13 protein-coding genes are annotated in these 12,219 nt (G+C 39.6%); all 13 read right to left on the bottom strand.

Annotation, left to right across the window (positions count from 1 at the left end):
- Window positions 1-43 precede the first annotated feature (43 nt).
- The 13 genes from ABD930_RS04695 to nrfD all read right to left on the bottom strand — a co-directional run bounded on the left by ABD930_RS04695 (window position 44) and on the right by nrfD (window position 12,218).
- Complete coding sequence (locus ABD930_RS04695) at window positions 44-565, bottom strand: DUF420 domain-containing protein (protein WP_345230543.1); 522 nt, start codon at window positions 563-565, stop codon at window positions 44-46.
- Entirely contained in the window at window positions 558-1,277 is a 720-nt protein-coding gene (locus ABD930_RS04690) for an SCO family protein (protein WP_345230542.1), read from the bottom strand. Before ABD930_RS04690 ends, ABD930_RS04695 begins: the two co-directional genes overlap by 8 nt.
- 51 nt (window positions 1,278-1,328) lie before the next feature.
- The gene (locus tag ABD930_RS04685; RefSeq protein ID WP_345230541.1) at window positions 1,329-1,691 is read right to left on the bottom strand and encodes a cytochrome C oxidase subunit IV family protein; all 363 of its coding nucleotides are present in this window, start codon (window positions 1,689-1,691) and stop codon (window positions 1,329-1,331) included.
- A gap of 20 nt (window positions 1,692-1,711) precedes the next feature.
- The gene (locus tag ABD930_RS04680) at window positions 1,712-2,401 is read right to left on the bottom strand and encodes a cytochrome c oxidase subunit 3 (protein ID WP_345230540.1); all 690 of its coding nucleotides are present in this window, start codon (window positions 2,399-2,401) and stop codon (window positions 1,712-1,714) included.
- A 10-nt stretch (window positions 2,402-2,411) separates the two neighbouring features.
- Window positions 2,412-2,999, bottom strand: coding sequence for a cytochrome c oxidase subunit 3 (locus tag ABD930_RS04675; RefSeq protein WP_345230539.1), 588 nt, complete (start codon window positions 2,997-2,999; stop codon window positions 2,412-2,414).
- Window positions 2,996-3,865 (bottom strand): heme o synthase, encoded by an 870-nt coding sequence (gene cyoE, locus ABD930_RS04670; protein ID WP_345230538.1) that lies wholly within the window; start codon window positions 3,863-3,865, stop codon window positions 2,996-2,998. Before cyoE ends, ABD930_RS04675 begins: the two co-directional genes overlap by 4 nt.
- Before the next feature lie 10 nt (window positions 3,866-3,875).
- Complete coding sequence (locus ABD930_RS04665; protein WP_345230537.1) at window positions 3,876-4,937, bottom strand: COX15/CtaA family protein; 1,062 nt, start codon at window positions 4,935-4,937, stop codon at window positions 3,876-3,878.
- Window positions 4,938-5,007: 70 nt separating this feature from the next.
- The gene (locus tag ABD930_RS04660; protein WP_345230536.1) at window positions 5,008-6,891 is read right to left on the bottom strand and encodes a cytochrome c oxidase subunit I; all 1,884 of its coding nucleotides are present in this window, start codon (window positions 6,889-6,891) and stop codon (window positions 5,008-5,010) included.
- A gap of 20 nt (window positions 6,892-6,911) precedes the next feature.
- The gene (locus ABD930_RS04655; RefSeq protein WP_345230535.1) at window positions 6,912-8,267 is read right to left on the bottom strand and encodes a cytochrome c oxidase subunit II; all 1,356 of its coding nucleotides are present in this window, start codon (window positions 8,265-8,267) and stop codon (window positions 6,912-6,914) included.
- Window positions 8,268-8,326: 59 nt separating this feature from the next.
- Entirely contained in the window at window positions 8,327-9,550 is a 1,224-nt protein-coding gene (locus ABD930_RS04650; RefSeq protein WP_345230534.1) for a quinol:cytochrome C oxidoreductase, read from the bottom strand.
- 23 nt (window positions 9,551-9,573) lie between these two features.
- Window positions 9,574-10,215 (bottom strand): c-type cytochrome, encoded by a 642-nt coding sequence (locus ABD930_RS04645; RefSeq protein ID WP_345230533.1) that lies wholly within the window; start codon window positions 10,213-10,215, stop codon window positions 9,574-9,576.
- Entirely contained in the window at window positions 10,199-10,735 is a 537-nt protein-coding gene (locus ABD930_RS04640; RefSeq protein ID WP_345230532.1) for a DUF3341 domain-containing protein, read from the bottom strand. Before ABD930_RS04640 ends, ABD930_RS04645 begins: the two co-directional genes overlap by 17 nt.
- Window positions 10,736-10,739: 4 nt before the next feature.
- The gene (nrfD, locus tag ABD930_RS04635; RefSeq protein ID WP_345230531.1) at window positions 10,740-12,218 is read right to left on the bottom strand and encodes an NrfD/PsrC family molybdoenzyme membrane anchor subunit; all 1,479 of its coding nucleotides are present in this window, start codon (window positions 12,216-12,218) and stop codon (window positions 10,740-10,742) included.
- Window position 12,219 lies beyond the last annotated feature (1 nt).

The raw sequence follows: 12,219 nt of genomic DNA, 5'->3' as shown, positions 1-12,219 counted from the left end.
CATCAGCAAAAATTACCTCTTCTCATCAGAATTATTTTATGCCCTAATAATAAGGAGCCATCATCAAATACACGATAACACCTGTAATGGTTACATATAGCCATATCGGAAAACTCCATCGTACTAATTTACGATGTTTATCTACCTGCATTTTCATTCCTCTGTAAAAACTTAATAAAACTAGCGGTAATACAAGAGCAGCAAGAATGATATGGGTAATCAGAATAAAGAAATAGATAGGTCTAATAATTCCTTGCCCACCAAACTTCGCCTCATTCCCAGTGGAGTGATAGATGATATAAGAGACCAAAAAAAGTGCCGACAAAATAAACGTGATGATATTCAATTTTTTATGTGTAGCAATATCTTTTTTCTTAATGTAATAGAACGATGTGATCAACAACACCGAACAGGTGGCATTAATAATAGCGTTAAGTTTGGGAAGAAAGAAAACCCAATCTGGGACAATCCGCCAGCTAACAACTTTGCTTTGAAGCAGTACAACCACAACAAACACAAAGATGGAAACACCCCAAACTAATCTAAATATCGCTTTGTCACTCATAGCTTTCTGCTACACTAATATTCCTATATTCTTCTGTTAATAATAATTTCACCTCATCAATTAACCGATTCACCTCTTCATCTATTAACGCATTATAATAACCCCGAATCCGGCGCTGCGAATCTAAAAGCACAATAGACGAGCTATGCGTAAAGGGTGGCTTTCGCTGAGGATCATAGACTACGTCCAATAAAAATGATTCCCTAGCCAACCCCATCACTTCTTCCGGATCTCGAGCGCTTAAAAAGTACCATTGCTTAAAATCTCCCCACTGTTTATGATATGCCTTTAATCGATCAGGTGTGTCTGTACGCGGGTCTACTGTTAACGAATATAGCTTCACCATGCCGTTTTTTTGAAAACGTTCAGCAACCTTTCTCATGGCCATATTCATAGGATCTGCCAGCTGCCTATTCCCTGTATAAAAAAGATTGACCAATGCCACACCAGAATCGGGACCAAAAGTTACCTGTGTACCAGCGCTGCTCTGCATAGCAAAGGATTTAACGGTATGGTAAATCGTATCCGGTATTTGCTTCCCTCTCCGACTATGGAAGGTTCCAGCCAATTTCTTTTCTCCATAAAAAGGCAATGGCTTATACCGATTTTTACCTTTTTCCTGGAGCAAGTAATAACAAAATCCTGGCAAGGCCAATATGGTTACCAGGATTAAAACTTTCTTGAAAGAAAATGCTTTCTGTTGATCCCTCATCGTTGCTATAACCTTCACCAACTCTTATAATGAAAGACGCTTAACAAAGCATTAGCTAAACATATGATGTAGATGTGTGTGTAAATAAGAGCCTTCCGTAAGTAAAAGGATAATGAAGTATATAATAAACACAAATACAATCAATGTAGAAATAATAAAGCCCATTTTTTCGAATTTCAAGTGCATAAAATAGGCAACAATAAAATACGCCTTTACCAAGGTAAGTACAACGTATATAAAATTAACTAATGGTCCTTTTTCCAACGGTCCGTTATAAACCAAAACCAATGCAATAAAGAACTCTAAACAGGTAATGGCTAAAAGATAGAAAAATACTTTCCATATCAGTTTCTTCGACATATCTGCATGGTGTTCTTCCTGCCCATGCTCAACCGACGTGTGATGCTCGCTCATTTATGCTATTCTTAAAGATGTTAAACCAAATAAAAGAAGGTAAATACGAATACCCAAACCAAATCGACGAAGTGCCAGTAAAGACCTACCTTCTCGACCATCAAATAGGTTCCTCTTTTTTCAAAAACATTACCAAGAGTCATACAAAGGATGATGATGTTAATGATTACCCCTGTTGTTACGTGGAATCCGTGAAAACCCGTAATCGTAAAAAATAAATTCGCAAATTGTTGGGCCCCTATTTTATCAATGCCTTCATAATGTTCTGGAATACGACCCCACCAATAACCTTCATGATTTAAGTGTGTCCATTCTAACGCCTGACAACCTAAAAACATCAATCCTCCAATAATGGTAGCGATCATCCAGCCAACAACTTCCTTTTTAGCGTTTCGGTGTCCCGCTTCAACAGCCAGTACCATAGTAACCGAACTCATAATCAAGATAAAGGTCATGATACCCACAAATACCAAAGGATATCCTTCATCTGCAATACCCGGAATGGATTGGAAAACATCATCTGGATTTGGCCATGTAATTTGGGCAAAGCGTTGTGCGCCATAATACACCAAAAAGGCAGAAAAGGTAAAAGCATCCGATACCAAGAAAAACCACATCATGATTTTACCATACTCAATGGCAAATGGAGACCGACCTCCATTCCACGGCCCAGATTTAACTTGATCTAATTGCGATACAGTCGTGCTCATTTAAATAATTTTATTGATTCAAAAGTAAGAAAACATATATATAAATCCATAGAATATCCAGAAAATGCCAAAAAATCGTAGCAAGTTCCATTCTAAACTGATTCTTTACCAAGGGCTGTTTATTACCTGCTTTAAAAAAGGCATTTAATAAAACGATCACACCCGCAACAATATGTGCTTGATGCGCCCAAACAAATACATAAATAAACGATTGAGAGGCATTATTATTAATAAAAACAACTCCATTCCTCGCAAGTTCCATCCAAGCATGGTACTGTAAAACAAAAAATAAGCTACCCAAAACTATCGTTAGCGCTAGCCATAATTTTTGCTTGGCTAAATTTCCAATCTTAGCAGCACTGTAGCTTAAATGCATACAAACACTGCTGCATATAATGGTAAGCGTACTGTAAATAAATGTCGTAGGTAACAGCGTCTTCAGTCCTTTATCAGCACCACTTTCCGTATACACAATAAAACCGCTTGTCCAGGCAGCAAACAACATGAAAGATACCACCAAAAAAACATATAGCGAGAACTTCTTCGCTTTCAAAGAAGCTAGATAATCATTATTATCTGTTGGTTGAACCATTATCATATTCTAATAAAGTCAAATAATAACACCAATTGCAACAAAGGCAAAATAAAAAAAGAGGTGAACATTACTTTTCTAGCAGACGTTAAATCTCTCTTCAAAAAAAGTTGAAATGCAAAATACGCGAACACCAATCCTACAAGTAAAGAAACCGCTGCCAACGTATAACCCGCAAATCCATACCATGTAGGTAATAAGGAAACCGGTATAAGCAATAAGGCGGATAAAAAAACCATAAAAGCACTTATGCTGTCCTTCTTCGTTGTAGGTAACAATCTAAAACCTGCACGTTTATAGTCCTCATCTAATACCCAAGCGATACTCCAAAAATGCGGAAACTGCCAAACAAATTGAATCCCAAACAAGATCAAGGGGATTTCATTAATGTAGGGTTGTTTAAAGGCCGCAAAGTATCCAATAAGTGGTGGCAACGCTCCAGGAAACGCACCAACAAATACCGCTATGGGTGACTTTTGCTTAAGTGGCGTATAAAAAAACGCATAGAGTAAAATGGAAAACACAGAGAGAACACCTGTTAAAAAGTTAAGACGTACCAGCAACAACGTTCCTATCAATCCCATCAATAAACTAAGCACCAAAGCCTGTCCTGAAGTCATTCTTCCAGCCGGTAATGGCCGATCAGCCGTCCGATGCATTAATTTATCTAAATTACGCTCTATTATTTCATTAAAGCCGTTCGCAGATCCAGTAACCAACAAACCACCAACTGTTAAAATCACCCAATTCAACCAATTGGTTTCTCCTTGAAACTTACTTCCTACTAAAAATGCCACTGATGCCGAAAAAACGACTGTAAAAGACAATCGAACTTTTATTAACTGCTTTAAATCGTTGATAAAACCCTTCACGTTAATCAATTTACTGCCCTATATATTCACTCGTTTTCCCTAATAACAGCATCAAGTAGAATTGGGTACCAAATAGCAGACTCGCTAAAACTAAATGAACTGTTTGTGCATAAGCCGGTACTCCAAAATAAGCTAATAAAAAGCCAGCTCCCAATTGCAGCACTAATAAAACCACCAATAGGTTTGCCATTTTACTTTGGATACTCCTTTGTGCATAACGCGTTCTAACCCTAAAGAAAAGGATTAAGCTCAATATAAAGACGCCAACGGCTAAATCTCTATGCCAATTGAAATATGCACTGAGCTGTCCAATCCATTTCCAACGATCTAACGTTGCGGTTGCTATAAAATCAATCTCCTCCCTAACTGTTGTACCAAGTATTACTTGTAAAATTAGCAATCCAAGTATAAAAACGGCCAACCATTTCACCCAGCTTCCTCCTCGATTAATCAATAGGCTACTATCTCTTAATACCTTGGCTTGGAAATACGTATAAATAGAAATGGATAGAATAACTAAGGCCAATAACATATGCACTGTAATTACCCACGCCAATAGGTTCGTTGAAACGACGATCGAACCAAGCCATGCTTGGAAGAACACCATAATCAAATTCAGCAAACTAAAGAAAAAAATACGTTTTTTGCTCTTTAGAAATGCTGTTGAAAAAACTAAACACAGTAAAAGAAAAACTCCTGTAATAGCTCCCACCAATCTATTGATATACTCCGTCCACGTCTTAGCCGCATTAAATGGTTCATGCTGCAAAATACTTTGATCACTCCGTAACTCGTTGGCCAACTTGCCAAAGCCGAAAAGATCCAATGTCTTCGCGAATCGCTCATTCTTCTTTGCCCGATTGTCAATGTACTGTTGCTCATACCCTTTAGGTAATTGAGACTTATCTGTAGGTGGCACATACTGACCAAAACACTTTGGCCAATCCGGACACCCCATCCCCGAGCCGGTGCTTCTTACAACGCCTCCAGCAAGTATCAATAAAAAGAGGCATACAATAGTAATTTGATTTACTACTACAAATCTCCTTTCACCGGGTAAATAGACACTCAATTTATTCTATATAAAAATGGGATATGATGCGAGCATCTGCCAGCAATCAATACCCCTTTTATTTAAAGCACTAATGATTTAATACTCTTTCAATACCATTCTCTTTTTCCCAATCGCGCTGAATTTTCTCGGCTTGTGTATCTCCTTCGAAGTCATGCGGCAGATTAGAACTCATTGTTTCCGAGAATGGAACGGTTTGCGGTATAAAATCTTCATCGTGGCCAGGCTTACTATAGTCATACGGCCAACGATATACTGTAGGTAACTCGCCAGGCCAGTTACCATGTATATGTTTCACAGGAGTAGTCCACTCCAAGGTATTCGAATCCCAAGGGTTTTGTGTAGCCTTCTTACCAAATTTCATCGAATAGAAGAAATTGACTAAAAAGGCAACCTGTCCTAAACCGGCAATAATTGCAGCCCAAGTAACAAAGATATTTACGGTTAACCATTGTTGCATAAATGGAAAACTAGTAAATGAATAATACCTTCTCGGAACACCATCTATTCCCATAAAGTGCATTGGGAAAAACACAAGGTAAGCCCCAATAAAGGTCATCCAAAAATGTAAGTAAGCCAATTTATCATTCATTAACCGTCCGAACATCTTAGGGTACCAGTGATAAACACCGCAAAGCATCCCAAATATTGAAGCTGATCCCATTACCAAGTGGAAGTGGGCAACGACAAAATAAGTATCATGCAAATTGATATCGAGCGATGAATTTCCTAAGAAAATACCGGTTAATCCACCAGAAATGAAGAACGAAACCATCCCGATGGCGAATAACATGGCCGGAGTAAACCGCAGATTACCACGCCAGAGCGTCGCCAAATAGTTAAATACCTTTACAGCTGATGGTACTGCAATAATCAAAGTAGTAATCATAAATACACCACCTAAGAAAGGATTCATTCCTGTCACAAACATGTGGTGCCCCCAAACGATAAACGATAGTACTGTAATACCGATTAGGGAGTAAACCATGGCATGATATCCGAAAATAGGCTTACGAGAATTAGTCGATATAACCTCAGAGGTCAAGCCTAACGCGGGCATAACGACAATGTAAACTTCTGGGTGTCCTAAGAACCAGAATAAGTGTTGGAATAAGATGGGACTTCCACCTTCGTTTGGCAAAATCTTTCCACCAATAATGATATCAGAAAGGTAAAAGCTAGTTCCCATACTTCTATCAAAGATGAGTAGCACAACGGCCGACACCAAGACGGGGAAAGATAATAATCCTGTGATGGCCGTTAAAAATAATGCCCAAATGGGAAGCGGCATACGCCATAAGCTCATCCCCTTTGTACGCATATTCAACACTGTACTAATGTAATTAATCCCACCCATTACCTGAGAGGCTATAAAAAGCACCATACTGGCTAGCCAAAGGGTCATACCAGTCCCTGATCCAGGAATTGCTTGGGGCAAAGCAGAAAGAGGAGGATAGATGGTCCACCCAGCACTCGCCGGACCGCTTTCCACAAAGAAAGAACTGATCATGATTATACAGGCTAAAAAGAAAAACCAATAGGATAACATATTCATAAAGGGAGAGGCCATATCCCGTGCGCCGATCTGTAAAGGAATCAGCAAATTAGCAAAGGTTCCACTCAAGCCCGCAGTCAATACAAAGAAAACCATAATGGTACCATGTATCGTTACTAAGGCAAGGAAAAATTCAGGCTTGATTCTACCGTCTGCAGCCCATTTTCCTAAAAAAGTTTCCAATATCGGGAAATCCTTTTCAGGCCAAGCCAACTGTAAACGGAATAAGATAGATAAAAACATGGCAAAAAAGGCCATGATAATACCTGTAATCAAAAATTGCTTAGCAATCATCTTGTGATCCTGACTAAAAATGTATTTAGTCAAAAACGTTTCATGATGATGTCCATGAGCATCATGATCGTGATCGCCCGCATATGGAATTGCTGTACTTGACATAATTTTATGCTATATATTTACTAGTTTAACGCCAATTGTTTATTTTCTTCCTGATGATTATTACGCGCACGCTGATTCGCCTTAAACTCCTTTTTAAGATCATCGGTAAAGAAGAAACTTTGCGTAGCCAACCATTCTTTATATTCTGCTTCTGTAACGACTCTTACGTTCTTTTGCATATTATAGTGACCACCACCACAGATTTTATTACATAACAATACATAATTAAATTCTGGGTTATTTAGTTTTTCACGCATTTCAGCAGTAGTAAAGCGTGGTGTCATTTGGAAATGAGTAGCCATACCGGGCACGGCATTTATTTGCACCCGAAAATCGGGCATATAAAAGCTGTGCAAAATATCCTTGGAATTGATCGTAAATCTAACTGGTTTACCAACAGGTAAGACAATTTCAGATCCCAAAACATCATCCCAAGCACTCTTATCATTGAAATCTATCCCTAAGCCATTTAGAGGTGTCGTTAGTTGAATGCTTCGATGCCCAATTTTATTATCTCTGCCACCGTAACGAACGGTCCAGGCGAATTGCTCTCCAGTAACTTCTACTTGAAGAGAATTAGCTGCAACATCATCTGGTACATTCATAATACTACGCCAAGTGAAAAAGCCGAATAAAACTAAGATCGTCAAAACAATAGCCGGTATGATTGTCCAAACCTTCTCTAAGGTATTATTATGTGGATAGAAATAAGCCTTTCTTTTTCCAGTACTTTTATACGTAAATGAAAATCCGAAAAGCATGATATGTGTTAATACAAAGACGATCGTTGTGATGACCGTTGTTGTAATAAACATGGCATCGATACGTTCACCATGTACAGAAGCCGCTTCACGCCAAGCTGCACTACCATGATTAGCGAACGACCAATAGGCACCATACAATCCTAAAAATAATGCCACCAAAAACAAAGTACCATTAACTTTATTCCAGTTAATGCCTATTTTTTTACCCTGCATTTCACGGGTAAGCTCATAAACGCGAATAATCTTTCCGATAATACCTACTACTACGCAGATTAAAAAGAATAATAAAACGTAATAGAAAAAGTTCTTATAAACCTGTGGATCCAACTGTTTAGCAGGTTCTTGCGCGGCCTGAACAGCATCTGTTGCTGGACTCGCTGCTGCAGGTGCGCTCGCGGCTACTGTAGCCGTAGTATCTACGACGGTAGTACTACCGGCAGAATCCGTAGTAGTGCTGGAAGAATCCTTTTGAGCGGTTCCCGCCGGAGCGGTTGTTGCGTTGGTATCCGTTGCTGTCGTATCTTGCGCAAAGGCTGAAAGCTGCAACAACAGTAAGGTAGCCATTACAAAGCCGAAAATCGCCTTAAAATTAACGTACTTTCTATATCTCATTTCAATATTAACAGTTATTCGTATTTTCAATCGCTGCTTCACTTGCCTATGCTTGCAGCCTATATTTGATGGTGTAGACTCTCTTCTAAGAATGGGTGGTGTTTTGGAGCCAGGGCGTGTTTACTTAAATTCTTTAAAACTAGAAAGGTAAATAAACCGCTAAAGCATAAGATCGAACCTATCTCACTCAAACCAAATCCCCTATGAACACCAACGGTACCTGGCATTATCATCATGTAATAATCTAACCAGTGGCCACAAAGGAGAAGAATACAAACAAATAACATCTTATTCTCTTTCCTCTTCACATCGCGATCGATTAAAATCAATACGGGAGCTACAAAGTTAATGATTATTGTTAACCAAAACCAAGGTTTGTACTCAGGTTCCCACCTTTTATAAAAATATACTGTCTCCTCCGGCATATTCGCATACCAAATCAACATAAATTGAGCAAACCATACATAGGTCCAAAAAATAGAGAACCCAAAAATCAAGTTGCCTAAATCGTGTAAGTGATTTTCATTTACCCATTCCAAATGTCCTGCGCGCTTTAGCAAAATGGTGATTAAGGTTATTACACACAGACCACTAACAAACAAAGCGGCAAAATTATACCAACCAAACATGGTGGAAAACCAATGCGCCTCTAAAGACATGATGGTATCAAAAATCCATATCGGAGAACTGAAACCAAAAACCACCAAAAATATAGCCGAGAATTTAAACGCCTTTTTATATCCATTTAAGCTTCCATCTAAATCTTCGTTATACGAAAACCGGGCAATGAATGCTCCTAGAATGCTATATGCACCTAAAAAAACCACCTCGCGGGTAAAGAAAGCCGGTACATTAAGAAATGCAGACTTTCCAGCAATTAGTGCATCGTAATGCGGACTATTTGGATCGGTAATCCCATCTGCATGCCAGTGATGATACAGATTATGCCCTGCCATACCAGATGCTATAATAATGATTAATATAATCGCAGCTACCGGTAAAGTGCTGGCCATAGCCTGTGGTATCCGCAAGATTCCTGCAGACCATCCGGCCTGTGCTACCAGTTGCAACGCGATAAAACATGCTCCGGCCGCACAAACACAAGTAACATAATATCCCATTAATAATAAATTAGCGAACATTCGCTCGCCGCCTTCTAAAAAGAAACCTGCAGCGATAGCAATAATTCCTAATATAATAGCAGCCAAGCTCCATGTTTTAGCCTTGCCGGCAAATTCAAAGCGCTCGTCAAAATTATATGTCGTGTGACTATGAGTTCCCATTTGATCTATACTATTTTATACCGTTATTGTTTTTGCAATTCATGAACATACATCACCACTTTCCAGCGCTCTTCAGGCGATAACTGAGAAGCATGCGAACCCATCAAGTTCACGCCATACGTTATCGTATGGTAAATTTTTCCATCTGTTAAATCACTCATTAAACCACCCCTCGAAGAACTTATACCGTCTGATTTGGTATAAGATGGAACGCCAGGAAAATTCTCAAGCTTACGAGTGCCTCTTGAATCGGTAATTTCACGATCTTTTGTTATCGGACCATCACCACGCCCATCCGTTCCATGACAAGGTGAACAAAAAGCCTGAAATAGATGTTGCCCTTCTTTTAAATTCTGATCTGTTTGGGCCAAAGGATTATGCACATTAGCTCCAGCGGCCTCATAGCCTTCCAGCGTGTTGGGATAATCAAACCGTTCAAATCCAACAGGAGTTGTCCCGGCTGGTGGTATTTGAGCAGTCTGCCCGTTCTTAAAATTCTTATTGGGCTGGTCGGGATTGTTATTTCCTACCGGATCATACATGTTCCTAGAGAATTCCCACCCTGTACTCCGGGTCGTATGATCTCCACAAGCCGAAATCAACGCTGCAAAAGCAACCGCAAAACATGCTGTTCCGAACAGTTTAGTTTTATTCATAGCTAACATATTTCCTTTTATTGTGCAATACCTCTACTGCACCTGCATCCTTTAATAAGCTGTCAATTTTTTCATGATCAGTATTCACCCTAGCATCAATAGCCACGACAAAGCGATCATTCGTTGCGCGAAGGTCCATCACCCTTGGTGCTCTACCAGGAAACAAATGGCTTCTAAAATAAAACGTAGCAACCATACCTAATGCACAAAACAGGATGGTAAGCTCAAAAGTTATCGGAACGAAATCCGGCATCGGTAGCGTTGGCTTACCACCAATATTCATAGGCCAATCCTTATGTAACGTATAGTATAATAAACTGATACCTGAAATTGTACCCGTGATACCACATAGGAAAGCAACGATAGGTAGTCGGGATCTAGGAATACCCAATTTAGCCTCAATGCCATGTATCGGCATCGGCGTATATACATCATAGATAGAAACGTTACTTTTTTGTAACTTATCTATGCCATCCATTAAATCGTCTGGATGTTCAAAATGCCCTAAAATATATTTTGTATCACTCATTGCTTTATTTTGCTAATTCTTTAATCTCTTCTTCACTAACACTGTCGTATTTTGTCAATGATTCTTGATAGAATTTCACTTGTTCAGGATTTAGATGCCCTTCTTTAACCAGCTTAAGTTTCTGCTGATAGCTAGCCGAATGAAGCAGCAATTTCACTTCTGCAATCGCTATACCAGGTAATACTCGAAGGAACAATAAGAATAAGGTAAAAAACAAACCAATAGATCCCACAAATACCCCAACATCCGTCCAGGTGGGATAAAACATTGCCCAACTAGAAGGAAGAAAATCGCGGTGCAAAGAAGTGACAATGATCACAAAACGTTCAAACCACATCCCAATATTAACCACAATTGAAAGGACCCAAGAAATAGGGATGCTGGTTCGGATTTTCTTGAACCAAAATAGCTGAGGCGAAATCACATTACAGGTCATCATCGACCAGTAAGCCCACCAATAAGGCCCAGCAATACGATTCGCAAAGGCTGCCATTTCGTATTCACTTCCTGAATACCATGCGATAAACAACTCCGTTAGGTAAGCCACACCTACAATAGAACCAGTAGTCATGATAATTTTATTCATGGATTCTATGTGGAACATGGTAATATAATTCTCAAAATTGAGCACCTTTCGTGCGATGAGCAATAGCGTTTGCACCATGGCAAAACCAGAAAAGATAGCTCCGGCCACAAAATAAGGTGGGAATATGGTGGTATGCCATCCCGGAATTAATGAAGTAGCAAAGTCCATGGATACAATGGTGTGTACCGAGAGTACCAAAGGAGTGGATATACCAGCCAAAATCAAAGATACAATCTCAAAACGTTGCCACGTTTTCACATTTCCTGTCCATCCAAACGATAAGACAGAATAAATTCTTCTTCGTAAACCTGTAGCCCTATCCCGTACTGTTGCAATATCTGGAAGTAATCCGGTATACCAGAACACTAGAGAAACTGTAAAATAAGTAGAAATCGCGAAAGCATCCCAAACCAACGGTGAGTTAAAATTTACCCATAGAGAGCCAAACTGATTGGGTAATGGGAAAATCCAATAGGCTAACCAAGGCCGCCCCATATGCGCCACTACGTAAGTTGCCGCACAGATAACGGCAAAAATCGTCATCGCTTCCGCTGAACGGTTAATGGAATTACGCCAATTCTGACGGAAAAGTAAGAGCACCGCAGAAATTAGGGTCCCTGCGTGACCAATACCTACCCACCACACGAAATCGGTGATATCCCAAGCCCAACCGACAGTCTTGTTAAGGCCCCAAGCGCCAATACCTGTCCAAAACGTATAGCTTACACTAAAAACCCATAGCATAGCCCCAAGTGCCGCCATGGTAAAACCAATCCACCATGCTCGGTTGGGTTTATTTTCTACAGGTACGAGAATATCGTCAGTTACCTTTGCATAGGTAATATTCTTACCGGTAACTAAAGGTTCTCTAATTATTGATTCGTTATGCGATGACATA

Origin of the sequence: Olivibacter ginsenosidimutans (genome assembly GCF_039542865.1) — a bacterium.
Lineage (GTDB): Bacteria > Bacteroidota > Bacteroidia > Sphingobacteriales > Sphingobacteriaceae > Olivibacter > Olivibacter ginsenosidimutans.
The sequence above is the reverse complement of the archived record's forward strand: the minus strand, read 5'-3'. Positions and strand labels throughout refer to the sequence as shown.